The sequence below is a fragment of the Oligoflexus sp. genome, from assembly GCF_035712445.1.
Classification (GTDB): Bacteria; Bdellovibrionota_B; Oligoflexia; order Oligoflexales; family Oligoflexaceae; genus Oligoflexus.
The window spans coordinates 14,934-31,803 of sequence record NZ_DASTAT010000130.1; the positions used below are offsets into that span (position 1 = coordinate 14,934).

A 16,870-nucleotide genomic window follows, 5' to 3' on the forward strand; every position below is an offset into this window, starting at 1 on the left:
CATACCCTCGCGGTGGTTTGCACAGGCGTATCAAACACTCTGTAATACCCTTCGCCCGTTTGGACCTTTCCCTGAGTTGAATCTTTAAACAATCGGTATCATTGAATTATGAGTGCACCAAAAGTTCACCTTATGATCAGGATTAGTCCAAAAGCAGGGGACTAAGATCGTGTCCAACCTACATTCTTACCGGCTGGAAGAATCCGTGCCTTGCATGGAAACCTTCACGCTTTTATAAAAAAAAGAAGGATTCTGTCCGCAACTTGCTTTAGCCTGGGGCACGGCTTATATCCCTTAGGTTGTCAAAAAAATTCCAACGAGGACCGAGATGAAATTTAAACTTTTCAGCTATGCGCTTTCCCTCTTGCTCGCGGCACCCCTTTTCGGACAAGGTGCGCAGCCCGTCTGGAACAATCTGACGACTGTTCAAATGCGTATACCATTTGGTCAATCCGTCTATTCATTTCCATTAGCGGCACCACGGCGCATTACGCCCTTCCGCATCGTGTATGTGCCCACACCAGCCTGCACGCAGTTTGCCGTCTATCCCCGCGTCCGTTATCAGGGAACGCAGACGCTGAGTGAGGTGCGCTTTCAAAATAACGTCTTTCAAACCGACAATAAAAATGTGGATCTCATCGAAGTCAACTTCGTGCAGAACGTCTTCCAGTGGCAGGATTGCAATATTTCGCTTCAAAGTCTGGCCCCTGCCAATCCACAGCCCTCGCAGCGCGTCTATGCGGGCGTGATCGAACACGGCGGTGGATTCGTGAATCGCAAACCCGTCACGCTCCAGGGCACCTACTACACCCAGGATATCGAACTCTTGATTCCTGATTACTGTCCCGATTATGAAATCGCGGATCTGGGTGTGGTGACCGGCAGCGGCACCAGCTTTGTCACGCCCGATGGCAGCCGGTCGCGGACTCTGAACTTTCATCTGCCGCAGCCCATGGCCGTCTCGCAGCTGGAAGTGAGCCTTCTGGCTCCTGCTTTGCAGTCCTGTCAGATTCCTGTTTACGTCCGCCCCCTGACCCCACGTCCTTAATGTGATCCTCGGGCTGGTCCATTCCAGGATCAGCCAGCCCTCTTCCTCTCAGTCCCCTGCAAAAATTGACCGTGTTCGTGAACCACGAACTTTCGCGAACAGATAATGCCATCGGCCGTGGACCCTCGATTGTTCTCGCGTGGGTCGCGGCATAATCTGGGCCTCGTGAAGCTGAAGACGTCACAGCCCCACAAAAATCAGCAAAACCCTTTAAAAACCCTGTTCAAGGAGCGCTTTCATGCGTCGCAAACAGATTCGGAAACCTTTGTCTCTATTGCTTCTGGCTTCGTTTACAGCCACCAGCTCCCAGGTCTACGCGTTGCCGAGCTATACCGGAGCCACGAACAGTGCGCTCAAGCTTACCCAGGCGCAGGCTATCCAAAGAAATCCAACGCTGGCCGGCACCACACTCTTTCAGGATCATCTGGATTCGAAAATTCTTTACGTTTCACCGTCCACCAAAAAAACCCAAAGCGGCGTGTACTCGCCGGTGAATGGAGCCGTAAACTGCCCTGTTCTGGAAAATCAATTCGCGCTGACCTATCGTCTGCCCGCGTCCTCGGAATTCGAAGCCAAGGCCGCAGCGGGAGCATACTCCCCTTACTTTGACCTTCAGTACGGAAACTACTATCGCTTCGGCAACCTGATCAACTCGCTGGCCACCAAGATGGCGAGCGCGGAACTTCTGAAGGCCAAGCCTGAATATGCAGCCTTCAAGATCGCTGAAGAAAAGTTGAAGCTGAAAGACAATGAGATCGACGAAGTGAAAAGTCAGCTCGCGAGTCTTGATACAGCGGTGACGACTGCCGCCACACTCCTCAGCGTCTCGCCCGCTGATCAGATCATTGCCGCACGCGAAGCGCTTCAGCAGGCCGTGGCCAGTCGTCAGGAAAAATCTCCGGGTCTTTTGACTCGCAAAGCCCAGCTTGAAGCGGAGCGTATCCCGCTGCAGAATGAATACTTCACAGCGAAACAGGCCTGGCTGCCTTATGATGCGGACCTCGTGCGCCTCGCCGAAGCCATCGACCAGACGCAAACGGCCATGGCGGTCGTGGACAAGGTCGCCACGGAAGTTTTCGGCCGCAATGAAAAAACCCTGCAGGCCTTTGAAACCAAGGTCATCGGTCTGGCCTCGGCCAGTTATTCGATCTGGGGCACTGAAGCCGCAGATATGCAAAGCGCTCTGGCCCAGCTTCCTTCCTACTCGGGTCGCAACTTCGGTGTGCGTCAGCTCCCGATCTTCAACGTGACCCTGGCTTCGACTGTAAACCCGGCCTCGCATAAAGCGGGATCGACCGTCAGCTCCGATTCACCCACGATTGATAAGGTGACCGAACCCAAAAACACGCTCTTCAGAATCGCTGGCGCAAAATTCGGCGGCGTTCTTCCCGGTATCGCAGCTCCTTCTGACAACTGGGTCTTCAAGACCAAAGCCGGAATTCCCCTGCGTCCGATCGAAACCAAACCCAGCGCGGCAGCAGGAACCTTCCAGGCTGATATCAACCAGGGCGTTTACTGTATGGGCAGCTCCGATCGCGGCACTCCGTCGAGCGTCGGATCCTTCCTGCCGATCGGTGGCATCCGGAAAGCCTGGGCCATTGATAGCTACAGCTATAAACCCAGATCGCAGCGCGTGATGGCCCAGTCGGTGGCTCTGAACTATGATTATCACGTCAAAGCCGATCCGATGCGCGTCAGCTGTACTTTGGACGTCTCCAAATCCATGGACTACGTGCGCAACTCGGGTGAGTGGAACTTCCTCTGGTGGGGTGAAAAATGGGATGACACCCGCCGCACCAGCTCCGGCTTCAATGGCGTCACCTGCAAAACGGATGAAAACCCCAGCGATGCGTCGCCAAATTCCGGGGATGCCCAGGCTCGCCTGGATGCCCTGCGCAACAAAGCGATCAATGAAATCACCGCCGAATTCCTGATGACCTATGCCAAGTCGTGGCGCACAGAAGTCGTGGAAGCTCCTCAGAACATTCCTGACCGCACCAAATTCTTCTCGAGCCTCGGCACCGGCCTGGAATCCATCTGCGGTCCCAACGTCTATTGCAAGGTCACGAGCGTGGTCATGAAGTCCTTGGATGAAATCGCTGGCAGCCGCAGCGGCAGCACCAGCCATCATGAGGATTTCAGCGCGGTCATCACCCGGAACTACAACGAGCAGTCCTTCCGCACATTGAAGGGCAATGCGAACATCGACCTGACGGTGGATGCTCCCTAAGCTTTGCCCTTGAATCGAAGGAGGTCTCTCATGAAACAGAAAGTCATATCAGGTGTTCTTGTGCTGGTCGGTTTAACCTTTCTAGGATTTCAGCAGCTGAGTCGTCAGAAACCTGCATCCAAGGCAACCGCGGCTCCCGAAGCAGCGGCCGAATCCAAGGCCCAGGTTTCCGAAAAGGATATGGAGCGCACACTGGAAGTCTTGAAAAAAGTGGAAGCTCCGAGTCTTGAAAAGGTGGCGGAGGAACTCACATCCAGCGGCGATGAAGAAGCGCTGGCCAGTTTCCAAAGCTATCAAAAGCAGCAAAAGTCTTATGATGCCGCTTACCAGAAATATGAAGCTGCTCATGAGACCTACCGCGCGGCCGTGCACGCGGCTCCCGATGGCAACAGTCCCGAGGTGGAAGCGGCCCTGGCCCGGGTGGATGCGGAGGCCGAAGCTCTTCAAGCCGAAACCGAGGCTTTGAACGCAAAGTCCGCAGAGTTCCTGGAAGAGTATCGCCGCTACACCTTCGATAAGTTCGGTCTTGCTTTGAATTGATGGAACACGCTGAAGGCTCGCCCTGCTTTTTTTCGCCGGTGCGGGCCTTCAGTCCTTAAACGGAAGACACAGCATGAAAAAATCCTTATCCATTCTTTCGATAAGCCTTGGCCTTTTGGCCTGTGGCGATGGTCATGCCGAAGAGCAGCATCCATCCGACGAGATCATGACTCCCGAGCAAGTTTGCCGTTGGGCCTGGGAGCAGAATGAAGAGCAGCTGGATCCCAAGGATCGCCTGGGCAATCCCTTTCCCATGCAGGCGAATCCCGAGGCGGGCTGGCACTTTGAAATGGAATACCTCGGCCATAAACTTTTGATCAGGCCCGCGCGCAGTCTGGACTTTCAGGTTGAACTGGAAACGGGAACCCTCGACTGCTCGGTGCCTGTGAGCTGGAAGGTTCTCGATAGCACGCTCGATATCAGCTTTCATCCGCTCTTCAAAAACAAGCGTCAGATCACGATGATCAACGGCAAACCCTTTGGTCATGAAACCAAGGGCGGCTTTTATATCCGCTATCAGCTTATGAACACCGATCCTTATGACATCAATCTTGCCTGGTATCTGAAAACACCAGCCTTGAAAAAAGCGGATGTGATGGAAGCCATTCGTCAGCAGCTGCAGGTTCCCGCCGAGCAGAGCCTGGACATTCAGGATGCCGCGGAACTGCTTAAAATGCAGGGTGCGATGGGCATTCAGGCCATAGGCCTGTCGGTGGGTCAGGACCCTGTCAATCACTGGGCCATGCTGCCTGCCAAGGCCGCTCAGCTTTGGCCCAGCCTGAAATTTTTTCCGCTGGGTGAAGCCCCGTCGGCCACAACTGTGGAAGAGGCCTGGACCCAGTCCAGTATCCTGGATCTCGCGACTCTGAAACTCTGGGATCTGAAGACAAGAAAATGGGCGGATTGCGCCACGATCGGCACCAGCGCGCGCATCGCCTGTCGCCAGATCGTCGACGAGACCTTTGTTAAAATGTTCAAGGACGCCCAGGATAAAAACACCGAGCTCTGTGTTCACCTCGCCTGGCCTGGTGCGGATTTCAGTCCTTACTTCGTTTCGCGTCACTGCGTGAATCCCGAGGGCGTCGTGCGAACTCTGGGTTCGATGCCGACACTCGATCCTGGATTTCCTGCAGTCCAGGCACAAGGAAGGTGAAGCATGCGTCTTTTGCCCTGCGTGATCATGCTGCTCGCTTCGATTCCTGATTCCAAGGCCCGCGCGGTGGCCCGTGAATCCGTGGCGGTCCAAGCCTCACGGGTTCAGAGTCTGCTCACCTCGATCCAGAAGGAACCAGGGATCAGGCTGGAGCTGGCCCAAAGTCTTAGGCAAACCACTGTGACGAGTCAAAAGCAATTGGCCCGCGAGCAGCTCACAGCGGTGCTGAAACCAGGCCGTCTGCCTTTGCCTGATCCGTCGCTGATGATCGTCCAGGGTCATCGCTTTGTTTTGCCGAAGCTCGCTGGTCAAAGACGCTGCGAGGCCATTCAAAAGGATTGGCGGGATCTGGATCGCGTCTATCAGGAAGTCAGTGACCTTGCTTTGGAACTGGAAGAAGTGTACAGCACGCCTCAGTTCTGCGCGCCCTGTGCGGATACGGTCCTGGCCACCTTGAAAGAAGCCACTCAGGAATTGGAAAGCATCAGCTCCCGCCTGAGTGCCGATGGTGACCGGCAAATTCTGGCCGTATGGGATGCCGAGCATTTTGTACGCGAGGGGCAAAGTCCTTTCGCAACTCTGAGCTGGGATAAGCTCGTCTATTACAATATAGATGGTGATTCCCGCGTCGGCGATGCCGCTCATCCCTTGCCACCCTTGCCAGGCTTTAGCCTGCGCTTGCCGCTTTTGCAGAATGGCATTCAATTCCAAACCGAGGCCACGGCCGAGCGGGCCTGCAGTCCCGGTTTTGAAATTCGCCTGGATGGCCTGGCCAGGGCCACGCTTCCGCTTGACGCGATCGAGCTGCCTCGCGATCAGATCCGTATCCGCATGCGACCGATTCAGGTGAATCTGCGGCTGATGGCTCTCGAATAGGATCGTCATGGCGTGAATTGCGGATGGGAAGAAGACCGTAGCGATGCTATAGCTTGCTCGTGAAGGAACAGGACACCAACACGAGGAATTACCTATGCAACATTCTGAAGAATCCCTCCGGGAAGCCCTGGGTTATGAACTCTCGGACATGATGTATCGACAGAAGGCCCTGGCCCTTTGCAATGAGCGCGTCGGGTTCTGGGATCAACATTTTCGGAGCATGGCCGACGATGATCAAAAAAATGTGGAGCTGCTGGAAACCGTAATGGCCAGTTTCGGGGTTCGGGTGTCTCCGCGCCGTTCGACCGAACAGATCGCTGACCTTCTGATCGACGTCGTGGTAGGGGAAACCTCGCGTCCTCTCGAAAAACTCGGTGCCTATACGCTTTTGAAGAAGAGTCAGCTCATGTCCGTGCAGCTGGTGAGCAAGGCTACACAGCATGTTCTGCCTGATATTCGCATGACGCTTGAGCCCCTGGATGGTTTGGGCGCGATTTTAAATAATCATGTGAGCCAGCTGAAAACCTTCATCGAGCACAAAGGGGTCGCATGGCTCACAGGTCACGAGGTGCCCGAAGGGCTTTTCGAGCGTGCCCGCGAAGCCGTGGCCGATATCACCGATCGTGTGATTCATCGCGCCGCTGGCACGGACGAAAGGGAGATCTTCCCCGTTCTGCAGATGGATCATCGCAAGGTGGAACTCCTCTTCAAGGAAATCGAGGAATCGAAGACCCATGAAAAAGCGCTGGGAATCTTCCGGCAGCTGAAGGCGGATCTGAATGCGCATTCGATTGCCGAAGAGGAAACCGTCTATATGCGTTTTCAAAGCGTGGCGGCGATGCGCGAATATCTGACCGAAGCGCGGCAGGATCATGCGGATATCCGCGTGCTGCTGGAAGAGGCGACCGAACTTCAGGATGAGCATGAGGCCTTTCTGGATAAGATCGACGAACTGCACCAGCTGGTGGTGCAGCACGTCGAAGAGGAAGAAAATCAGCTGTTCAAAATGATCCGTAAAAACAGCAGCGAGGAGCTGCGTCGGGATCTGACCCAGAATTTTCTGAAGGCCAAGCAAAGGATTCAGGAGAATCTTGGGCCGGATAGCACCAGCCCTCAAAGCGGTCAGGAACCTCAGGCCTCCCTCTGATTCAGGCCATCAGCTCCGCGTATTCCTGAGGCAGATCATGCGCCAGCATGGTCTCCATACGGCCCAGAACAATGTCCGTGACCACTTTTTTGGTCATGCGGCAGTGCAGGGTTTCCGCGGATTGAAAGCTGCCATTTTCAAAGAGCTTGTTCGACGGCGCGCCGCCCCCGCAAAAATGAAAGTATTCACAGCTCGCCTGGCAGGCTTTGACGCCTGCCTGAATTTCAGCGGTCATCCTTTGAAACTTGGGCGAGCTCTTCAGCTCTTCGATTCCCGAATGAAGGAAATTGCCGAGAATGAAGTCGCCATAGGATTCATGCTTCATGCCGAGCAGTTCGGGGCTGAAGCTGCTGAAGTTGCCATCCACATCCACGTTGATTATGGACAAGGGATTATTCTCCATCGGCGGCACGCGGGGCATTTTCCGCACGCTTCCCATGATCGCCGCATGCGCGCTGCGGAATTCCCGCACGAGGTTCGGTTCACCGACCTCAAAGCTCAGCTCATGCATGCGGCTCATGAAGGCTCCGAATTCGGCCTCGGTCACCGACTGAAGACTTGAAGAGGCATGCACGCCTTCGATCTCTTCCACATTGAAGCCCATGCAGTCCGGGCCCCAGCTATAAAGATAATGAAAGATGGCTTCCGCCTGTTGCACCGCCTCCTTGGTGACCACCGAGATGGTATGAAACGTGATCTCCGCTTCCTGAAGACAGGTCATGCCGCGCTCGATCTGAGCCAGAGAGCCCTTGCCCCGTCGATCCACGCGGAATTTGTCATTCAGGGCCGCAGGTCCATCGACGCTGACGCCAACACTCATCGGCAGATCCTTGAAGAGCGTACACCATTCCTTGTTGATCAGCGTCCCATTGGTTTGAAGGCAATGCCGGAAGCTGACGCCCGCAGGAAGCTTTTTGCGGATCACCTCATCCGCCTCCTGATAGAACTTGATTCCAGCCGCCAGCGGTTCGCCGGCATGCCAGACCACGGAAAATTCCTTATGAATCAATCCAGAGGCCGCGATGCGCTCCACGCTTTTTTCAATCACCTCAAGGCTCATGCGGCGCCTTTGGCTTTTATCCGGCAGATAGCAGTAGCTGCAGTTGAGATTGCAGAAAGGGGTCGCCTGTAAAATCAGGAGTCGTAAAGGTCCCATGCTCATCCTCCGTGGGCCGCAGCTCCTTCCCCGAAGGGAAGGAACCCGGTTTCAATTCCGTTCAGATCGGGAACACATCACCCCAATCTCGCCAATCCTGCCAGTTGTTCCAGTCCTTCCAATCGTTCCAGTTGTTCCAGTCCTTCCAATCGTTCCAGTTCGCCCAATCATTCCAATCTCGCCAGTCCGACCAGTTATTCCAGTCGCTCCAGTCGGACCAGTCCTTCCAATCCTTCCAATCCGTCCAGTCGTTCCATGAGTGCAAAGGTCCTGTGCGCTCCGTGTTTGGCGTCAGGGCTTTGACCAGCTTGCTGACATCACCCTCGCTCGCAAGGCCCGCCGTGGAACGGATGAAGCCCAGCACGACGGCCAGCATCGCGGCCCGCTTCATAAGTTTGGAGCCTTCACTCTGTTTCAGCTCCTTCAGGATTTCTTTCGCCTTGTCCAATTGCTCACGATTCATAACGCTCCTTTCTTCAGAACAAATGATCCGAGAATCTGGAGTTTACCCTCTCCATTCCGCGCATAATAATTGCCGCTCAGCTCCTGGCGATTGCTGCCGCCGATGAAGACCTGATAGAGTTTGGTGTTATCAGGCCCTGTGGGCTCGATCAGGAGCGAACTCCTTTCCCCTTCCTCGACGACGCGGATGTGGTCATCGAGCGGCCCTTTCAGGTGGCTCCTGCTGAGCGGGGCCCGGGTCTTATCCTGCAGCTCCACTGCGATCTCACCCTGAAAATGCTGGGCTTCGACTTCGCCATCGATGTTCATGCTCAGATACCATTCCTGCCCGCCCTGCCCTTCGATCTTTCCGTGAAAATCACCTTTCAGATATTCGTCGATCAGAGACAGCTGCCTGATATTGCGAAATCTTGTGAATTTTTCCGGATCCTGAAGTTGATTTTTCTGCAGGAATTTTTTCTGTTCTGTGAACGGTAAAGCCAGGATTTCATCGCTGGCGAATTTCCGCAGATCCAGCGCGGGGGCGGGCGCGACCTGAGGGGTCTTGTCCGGCATGGGCTTGGGAGCTTCAGCAACGGCAGGCTCGACCTTTTTTTGGGGGATGGCGGTCGGAACCGTGTTCACAGAACGCTCCGTCTCGACGACTTTCGCAGAAGGCGTGGGCGTTGGCTGAGATAAAGAAAGATCCCTTGCCCGGATTGGCTTTGGCCTGGATGTCATCCAAAGAAAAGCCAGAAAGAGGAGGAGGCAGCATCCTGCCCACAGCAGCGCCTTGTTCATATGGATCGCTCTTTTTGGAAAAAATAAGGTGTTCGTTGAAAGCCTGATATCAGCTGGTTTAGATGAATTCTATTACGAACGCAATAAGAGGAAACCCCGAGGCGCGCCTAACAAAATTCCCTTACGCACACTTGCAGGATGGACGATGCGAAGCGGCTGAATTATAGGATGGACGATGCGAGACGGCTGAATTATAGGATGAACGACACCATGCGGCTGAATGAAAGGATGGACCGTGAAAGGAGGCGACTATGCTGATGCGTGATTACATCAAGGATCGGATCGAGCCTATCGAGATCGACGATTTCTTTGACGCGGATTTTTGCAGGCAGTGCGTGGAAAGCGTGGAGCCCGGGATCTGGAAGCAGTCGAATTACGGTTCCAGGAAGATACAGAATGCCCAGCTGGAGCAGGCCTGGCTCGAAGGAAAATTACGGCATCATGTGCCAAACAAGATTTTGGATTGGGAATATTACGGGATTCATAAAGCCACTTGTCAGTTCTTCAAGTACACCGAGAACGATACATTCCCTGATCATCAGGACCAGGCGATCGTCTGGGCTCCCGACATCCAGAGTCTTCTGACTCTTGTCGTCTATCTGAATCGCTGCGAGGGTGGTGCCACCGGCTTCCCGGAGCGGCGGCAGAGCATTGCGCCCGCCACCGGGAAAGCGGTGATCTTTCCGCAGAATCTTTTGCATAATAGCGCGCGGATCGAAGGCGGGCTTAAGTACATCCTGAGGGCCCAGGTCCTCTACAAAAACTGCGGAGGACTCCCCTACTGACGGTCACGAGGCTTCGCGCAGGCCAAAGGTCGCTGTTCCAAGGCCGATCGGCATATTGATGATAAAAGTCGTACCGCGGTGAGCCGTGCTTTCCACGCGAATGTGCCCGCCGAGCTGAACGATCGCCGCCCGCGCAGCCTCCATTCCGAATCCGCGCCCGGATATCTCCGTTTCCACTTCCTTGGTCGTCAGGCTCGGCAGGAAGATCAGCTGTATGGCTTCCCCGTGCGAAAGCGTGGCATCGGCCGCGATCAGCCCGCGCTCACGGGCTTTTTTCACAAGCTTCTCGACATCAATGCCGGCCCCATCATCGCTGATGCGCACTTCAAGCTGCCGATGATTCTCGCGAGCCTCGACGCGGATCATACCAACGGCATCCTTGCCCTGGGTCTGACGCAGCTCAGGCTTTTCCAGTCCGTGATCGAGCATATTGCGGACGATGTGCATCAGGGCATCATTGAGGATATCCGCGGCCTGGCGCGGCAGCGAGCTGGCGCCGGTATCGGTGATCAGGCGGACTTTCTTGCCAAAGCGCTGCGACAGTTCCTCGATCATGGGCTGGAAATTCTTCGCGAGGGTTTCCAGCTGGACCTCATCGAGCCTTTCCAAAAGGATGCGAAGATCAGCCAGGCCCCGCCGCATCATATCCTCGTTGGTCTCGTTTTCGATGGCGTGGATGCACTCGCGGATGCGATCGACATTGCGGGTGGAGATCTGCAGCGTTTCATTGAGATCCCGCGTTTCGTCCGCGACATGAAGATTTTCGTGGCGTTTGACCGTCTCGACCAGCGCATCGAATTTCTTCAGCCAGATTTCACGCTCGGGTACGGTCAGCGCTTCCATGCGCGTGGCGCGGAACTGATCCCAGTCCTGAACCAGCTCTTTGGCATCGAAGTAGCGAAGGCATTCGCCGACGAAGGCGCTGTGGAATTGCCAAAGGCTTTCCCGGCCCTGCTGCCCGGCTTCACGGCAGTGATAGAGCCCTTCCTGCAGCACCGTATGAAAGACCTGATGCAGGGCCGAGGTCGCTTTGAAGACCATGCCGAAGACCCGCTCGTAGTTTTTCAGCTCCAGGACCAGACGCTTGATATGCGGCAGAAGCCCACCGACCACTTTAAGGGAATTCGTCGCGTCGTCGTTGCAGTGCCGCAGGTATTCCATGATCGCGTGTTCGATATCGTGAATCTCACTGGCCAGCTCGGTCAGCCCTATCTGCCGTGCATTCCCCTTGATCGTATGGATGGAACGCAGGCAGGTATCGACCACGATGCGGCGGTCCTTTTCCGCCAACATCATGGCGTCATAGGAAACCTCGATATGGTTGGCTGCATGCCGTAAAAAGCCATCGAAGGCATCGATGCCGATGCGCACGATATGCTCCAGCACCATGGTATTCTTCCGATTCTCTTCGCGGGCTTTTTCCAGTTCCTTCTGGGCCCGGGTCAGGGCGGTGACGTCCTCGATCACCCCCATGATGCCTTCGATCTCCTCGTCCTTGTTGAAAATCGGCCGATAGACGCAGCGCAGCGTTTTGCGCGTCGTTCCCTGGTTGTATTCAACTTCCGCGGGCAGGAGGTTTTCAATTTCGGACCACTGCAGAGCATCACTGCCATGCGCGATCGCGAGACAGGTGTTGATTTTCGATCCCACTTCGCTGTGCCGGGGTATGTCTTTGAAAAGAGTTTCCCAGACCGATACGTTCTCGATGCGGCGACCGAATATGGTTTCACTGAAGAGCGAAACCGGCGGTTTGATCCGCCCCTCGCTGTCGATGACAAAGACCGCCTGACCCATGTTATTCAAAAGGTTCGACACCATGCTGAACTGGGTGCGCACATGATCGCGGGCGGCCGTCAGCTCCTTCAGACCCAAATTCACCAGCGCATCATAAATGTGGGACACCACGGCCAGGAAGAAAATCGCCGAGACATAGGTGTAGGCGACGAAGAATTTGAAAAGTCCGGAATCGGCTGAAAATTTAAAGCCGGTGGGCAGACGGACCCCGAGGCCATCGAGGAGGATGACGCCGATGCTGGCGCTGATGACCGTCGCGGCCATCGTATAACCGGCTTTTTTTCCGTTCAGAAGGAAGGCGGTGATGGTGACAAAGAAAAACCAGGCGTAGATCGGCGACGCCGCGGCGCCCGTACTGGCCACGATCCCCGTGAGCACGAGGGCCCCACCGAAGTTGGCGAAGAGGGCGGCGCGCTGGGGGTTTTTCTTCTCTCTCAGATACCAGAGCCCCCCCAGGGAACTCGGGAGGCCAAAAAGGGCTACGCTCAAGGCCGCAATAGTGTTTCCGAGGCTGAAATAGACCACGACATAGCTGCTCCAGGCCACGGCATAGAACAGGACGAAGCCCAGAACGATCCGGGCTCTTAAGAGTTCAAAACCATCTACATAAATTCCACCATGGACATGGAAAAATCGTGACAGTAGACCCAGTTGCCGACTGAATCCTGCATTTTGCGTCATGAGAAGCCCCTTGCTTTTCCGAAAGTCCTAGTCTCTCCAATATACGCCATTATAGTTTTGCACGTAAGAATGCCCGGCTAAAATTCCACAGGGAAGCCGCAGAATTCGCTCAATCCTTTGGGACTCTTCATTTGCCAGTGGGGAGGGTCTGTGCTATCGAAAATGCAGAGTTGCGATCCCTACTTTCATGCGAGGTACCTATGCAGTTCGTCCGTTTCGGCCTTCTTGGTCTTTTGGCTTGGGCTCCTTTTTCGATGGCAGCTTATAAACTGGAACCCGGCAAAACCCTGCCTCCGCTGACCATCTCGGGTGAGCACGGCGGCAATGTCAAGGACAACGGCGCGTGGAATAGCCAGTCCATGAACGGCACTCTGAACTTTGTCGTGTATGTGGATCCTGATGATAGTGAATTGAATGATGAGCTGGTCAACCGTCTGCAGGCGGAAAAATTTCCGGAAGCCTACTTTCACTCCGTCGCCATCATCAACATGGCCGCAACCTGGAAACCCAACGCCATCATCATGAGCGTTCTGCGCGGCAAGCAGGAAAAATTCCCCAGAACGACCTATGTCTTCGACAAGGATCGCTACGCCGCGCAAAACTGGAGTCTGACCCCTGAAGGCTACCACGTTCTGCTCGTGGATCGTGACGGCAGCGTCCTTTATGAAAAGGCCGGCAAGCTCGATAAGGGCGAGATCGAGAAGTTCGTCGACCTCGTCCGCAGCAAGGTGAAGGAAGCCGAGCAGGCTCCGATCGCCAAGGCCGACACCCAGGCCCCTGCCGATGCGCAAAAGACCAAAAAATCCCTCTAAGATGCCGAAGGTCCACATGCGTTTGCAGCGTGGGCCTTTCCTTCCTTATTCTTCTATCGAAACAAAGTTACGGAATAGACGGCTGCTTGAGCCAGGACAAGGCGTGCAGGAGCTGAAAAAGCAAAGAAACCTCTCAAGAGAGATTTCTTTGAATGAGAAGATGCTACATTCTAATGTGCATAAAGCCTAACGGCTTTTGTCTTCGCTCTTTTTACGGGTAGCACAGCTAAATTTCAAGTCACGCCCACACCGTGAGGGAGTTTATTTCTCACGGTGAACAAACGCCTTTGCTCAAGGCGTTTTGTCTTTTTGGGTGTGATTACGAAGTCGTTAGGTGTTTTGCATCAGTTTCTGCTGAATTTCCAGATCCGTGAGGTTGCGCGCAGCGCTGCGTGCAAGGATCGCATTGATCTGCTCACGTTCGTGAATACCAGACGCCATAACAGATTCCATGAGCTGAGTAGCCAGCTTGTCCTTCTGCATATAGACGATCAAGGCATCAAAGAGCTTGGACTTCGGCAGGGTCCGCATCCAGCCGAGGCCTTCCTTGTACACGACATAGCTGGCCACCGAAGACGAGATGATGGCGATCTTGTGCGCGTCGGGCAGCCTTTCCAGAATGCGATCGTGATACTTCTCGACCAGCACCGGCGGGCAGTGACGGATGACGATATCCTGGAAGAAGGGATCCTTCAGGACATCCTCTGTACGCTCAGAAAGATTTTCGAGCAGAATGTCGGTCAGGTGATTGATCTCTTTCGAAATCAGAAGCGACAGGTCGACCAGATTACGATTGTCCTCCTGAGACAGTTCGCGGAAGAGGAGTTTCGCTTCCTGATCGGCTTTCTTGCGCAGGATCTGGATGACTTCCGACACATAGACCGGCTTGATATCAAGGAATTCCTGGGCGCTCAGGGTCAAGGATGCGATGATCTCGTAAGACGAGCAGATCACGCCCGTCTTGTTCGCTGACGAGTCCTTCACGATGATGATGCCCTTCTCCTGAAGACCGCGGCGGGCCTCCTTTGTGAAGAAGATATTGGCACCTTCCACGATCGCGCGTACGCTCGGCTGTCCGTTCTTGCCGAAGAAGTCCACCCAGTTCTTATCGTTCACCGAGTAAGGGCGGCCACCGGCTGGGATGAAGATATCCGCGTAGACCTTCCGATAGACTTCATTTCGGATACGGATGTTCTCATTATTGTTGGCGATCACCACAAAAGCATTGGGGTCGCGACTCAATTTGTCCTTGTTGAATTCCATAATGGACTTGCCTTCCCGGAAGAGCCGCATCAGCTCGCTCCAGTCAAGGCCCTGGGGATCATGCGCAGCGCCGTAGCCATCGGACACGGCTACCACGCGGGCGTTTTCCCCGTATTCACGGTGCAGGATCTTGAGTTCGTTCCCCGCCACGTCCCCATCAGGACCGCCGGTGATCTTCACGGTGAATTTTTCGGTTTTCGGATCGATCCCGAGGTACGAAAGAACGTTATCGACATAAACGTTCAGACCTTCCGAGGTCACGCCGAATTCCTTGTGGTTGATCCCTTCACCGGGCTTGGACGACATGAAGGCCGCCGCATAGCGGTAACCCCGGCGCCGCGCCTGCTCGGGAATCCAGACGATGAGTTCGTTGGTGATGTTTTCATCCGGCCCGAGATAGATGATATCGGGCTTGTTGTAGAAACTGACCACCTTATGCTTGGCCGTCTCGTGCGATTCATCCTCTTCCACCAGAAGGTCAAGGAGGGCGTTGATCGAACCCTTCACAGCCTGATCGCGGTGTCCGCCCGGCTTCAGAACCAGGACGGCCTTCGATCCGCCTTCGGGAATATCCTTGTTCTTCAGCTGCTGGGCGTTGGAAAGGCCATAGACCTCATCAAAGAGTCCGGCCAGGGCCATATCGTAATCCGCATCCGAACGCGGCATGACCACGCGCACGCCGCCGCGGGCGATATCCTTCCAGCGAACCTGGAAGAAGCGGAATTCCTTGCCGATCACATAGAAAATGCTGAAGGGCATCTGATCGTAATACTTCTTGTCCAAGACTTCCGGATTGATGCGGAACGCAAGACCCGTTTTGGTCGAAAGGAAGTAGTTGGTCTTCTGGCAGTTCGTGATGAAGTTGATGCATTCGCGGAAGATGCTGCGATCGACTTCCTCGATGATGTCGTCTATCTTGTCGTTGGCTTCCTCTTCCAAAGCCGCATAGGCTTTTTCCCAGTCGAGGCGCGCCGCCGGATCGAACTTGGTGCGGAACATCTTCACCAGCGTCGTGAGCAATTCACGGTGCTGGAAGAAGGTGTTGTTGATCTTATAAAGACTGAAGGCGTAAGGGTTCTGCTTGCTCAGGAAGATATGGCACCAGTTGGCCCAGGAGCGAATCAGGTTGGTGGCGTTGATCGAGAATTCAAAAGGACTCTCGCTGAACTTGCTGAAGTCATCGTAATCCACCCAGCCCAGGGTCCGAAGAGCCTTGGTCAGCTGGATCATGGGCACCATTTCCGAGGTGACCTTCTCACCCGAGCCATGCGAAAGAATCAGGTGCATGACCGTGATGGACTCCGGGTAGCCTTCCTCAAATTTGGCAAGGAACGCGCGACCGACGTTGAAGTCATAGCGGTGAATCAGATTCAGCACCGGCTCCAGCATGTTCGCGGGCGAGATGTTTTTGAAACCCAGGGTCAGACGCGCGCTGGTCGAGTTATCGATCGTATCGAGGATGGTGTGCGCACCCTGATGCTCGATCATGTGCTTGACCATGCGATAGGTCAAGGACAGACGGGCCGTGGTCGCATAGGTCACCAGATCGTTATCGAGCCCTTCGAGGTAACGATTCACGTCCTTTTCCGCGCCGTATTCTTCCTGCATCATCTGCCGGGAATATTCGATCTTGTCGGCAATATGCTTATTGCCGCGATCCAGCGCCTTGTGCTTCGAGCAGATAAAGGTCGAAAGGAAGAGAAGCTTATCGCGCGAGAAATAAACCGCACCCATCTTCAGGTCGTTGCCTTTGATGCGGGTCGCCATGTCGATCAGAATTTTCCGATCGCCGCCTGGCCCGATATAGGTCACCTTGGAACGATCACGGTCCCAGAGTTCCACCGTCTGCTTCGTTTCAAAGACGTGGCCCGTGATGATCGCCGAAAGGTGACGAACCTTTTCCTGCCGCGGCGTGGTCTGATAATAAATCGGTGGCATGGCATTGAAAAACCATGGGGTCAGGATCGAAATGCTGTGATCCAGACCAATGCGCACGGTTTCCGCGATGTCCTCGATATAATGTTCCAGCTGCTCGCCGGACATCTCCCTCGCATACGAAGGGGATTCCACGCTGTCCTGGAAATCGAGACTCAACTCACCGTCGTGTCGCTTCTTCACTTTTTCTGTAGTGGATGTCTTCATG

The 16,870-nt window shown here is 54.7% G+C and carries 13 protein-coding genes; 8 read left to right on the top strand and 5 right to left on the bottom strand.

The window, feature by feature from the left end; translation table 11 throughout:
* The first annotated feature begins 328 nt into the window (after positions 1 to 328).
* The 6 genes from VFO10_RS27470 to VFO10_RS27495 all read left to right on the top strand — a co-directional run bounded on the left by VFO10_RS27470 (position 329) and on the right by VFO10_RS27495 (position 6,994).
* Entirely contained in the window at positions 329 to 1,048 is a 720-nt protein-coding gene (locus tag VFO10_RS27470) for a hypothetical protein (protein WP_325145219.1), read from the top strand.
* Positions 1,049 to 1,286: 238 nt separating this feature from the next.
* Positions 1,287 to 3,278, top strand: coding sequence for a hypothetical protein (locus VFO10_RS27475; protein ID WP_325145220.1), 1,992 nt, complete (start codon positions 1,287 to 1,289; stop codon positions 3,276 to 3,278).
* Between the two features lie 30 nt (positions 3,279 to 3,308).
* Complete coding sequence (locus VFO10_RS27480; RefSeq protein ID WP_325145221.1) at positions 3,309 to 3,818, top strand: hypothetical protein; 510 nt, start codon at positions 3,309 to 3,311, stop codon at positions 3,816 to 3,818.
* Positions 3,819 to 3,891: 73 nt separating this feature from the next.
* A complete protein-coding gene (locus tag VFO10_RS27485; RefSeq protein ID WP_325145222.1) occupies positions 3,892 to 4,971 on the top strand; it encodes a hypothetical protein in 1,080 nt (359 codons plus the stop codon).
* A 3-nt stretch (positions 4,972 to 4,974) separates the two neighbouring features.
* Complete coding sequence (locus tag VFO10_RS27490) at positions 4,975 to 5,847, top strand: hypothetical protein (RefSeq protein ID WP_325145223.1); 873 nt, start codon at positions 4,975 to 4,977, stop codon at positions 5,845 to 5,847.
* Between the two features lie 94 nt (positions 5,848 to 5,941).
* Positions 5,942 to 6,994, top strand: coding sequence for a hemerythrin domain-containing protein (locus tag VFO10_RS27495; RefSeq protein WP_325145224.1), 1,053 nt, complete (start codon positions 5,942 to 5,944; stop codon positions 6,992 to 6,994).
* Between the two features lies 1 nt (position 6,995).
* Here VFO10_RS27495 and grrM read toward each other — a convergent pair whose 3' ends face one another.
* From grrM to VFO10_RS27510, 3 genes are all read right to left on the bottom strand, one after another.
* Positions 6,996 to 8,150 carry a cyclophane-forming radical SAM/SPASM peptide maturase GrrM/OscB gene (grrM, locus tag VFO10_RS27500; RefSeq protein ID WP_325145225.1) on the bottom strand — a complete coding sequence of 385 codons (1,155 nt, stop codon included), beginning with the start codon at positions 8,148 to 8,150 and terminating at the stop codon, positions 6,996 to 6,998.
* A 61-nt stretch (positions 8,151 to 8,211) separates the two neighbouring features.
* Complete coding sequence (locus tag VFO10_RS27505; protein ID WP_325145226.1) at positions 8,212 to 8,613, bottom strand: hypothetical protein; 402 nt, start codon at positions 8,611 to 8,613, stop codon at positions 8,212 to 8,214.
* Positions 8,610 to 9,236: a hypothetical protein gene (locus VFO10_RS27510; RefSeq protein WP_325145227.1), complete on the bottom strand. Its 627-nt coding sequence runs from the start codon at positions 9,234 to 9,236 to the stop codon at positions 8,610 to 8,612. The genes VFO10_RS27505 and VFO10_RS27510 overlap by 4 nt, the downstream gene beginning before the upstream one ends.
* 407 nt (positions 9,237 to 9,643) lie before the next feature.
* Between VFO10_RS27510 and VFO10_RS27515 the strand changes: the two genes are divergently transcribed.
* Positions 9,644 to 10,177: a 2OG-Fe(II) oxygenase gene (locus VFO10_RS27515; RefSeq protein WP_325145228.1), complete on the top strand. Its 534-nt coding sequence runs from the start codon at positions 9,644 to 9,646 to the stop codon at positions 10,175 to 10,177.
* A 3-nt stretch (positions 10,178 to 10,180) separates the two neighbouring features.
* Here the strand turns inward: VFO10_RS27515 and VFO10_RS27520 are convergent, their stop codons facing one another.
* On the bottom strand, positions 10,181 to 12,652 hold the full coding sequence (locus tag VFO10_RS27520; protein ID WP_325145229.1) for an ATP-binding protein: 2,472 nt from the start codon (positions 12,650 to 12,652) through the stop codon (positions 10,181 to 10,183).
* Between the two features lie 200 nt (positions 12,653 to 12,852).
* Here VFO10_RS27520 and VFO10_RS27525 point away from each other — a divergent pair, with 200 nt between their 5' ends.
* Positions 12,853 to 13,464: a YtfJ family protein gene (locus tag VFO10_RS27525; RefSeq protein ID WP_325145230.1), complete on the top strand. Its 612-nt coding sequence runs from the start codon at positions 12,853 to 12,855 to the stop codon at positions 13,462 to 13,464.
* A 330-nt stretch (positions 13,465 to 13,794) separates the two neighbouring features.
* Here the strand turns inward: VFO10_RS27525 and VFO10_RS27530 are convergent, their stop codons facing one another.
* Positions 13,795 to 16,869 carry an NAD-glutamate dehydrogenase domain-containing protein gene (locus VFO10_RS27530; protein ID WP_325145231.1) on the bottom strand — a complete coding sequence of 1,025 codons (3,075 nt, stop codon included), beginning with the start codon at positions 16,867 to 16,869 and terminating at the stop codon, positions 13,795 to 13,797.
* Between the last annotated feature and the right edge of the window lies 1 nt (position 16,870).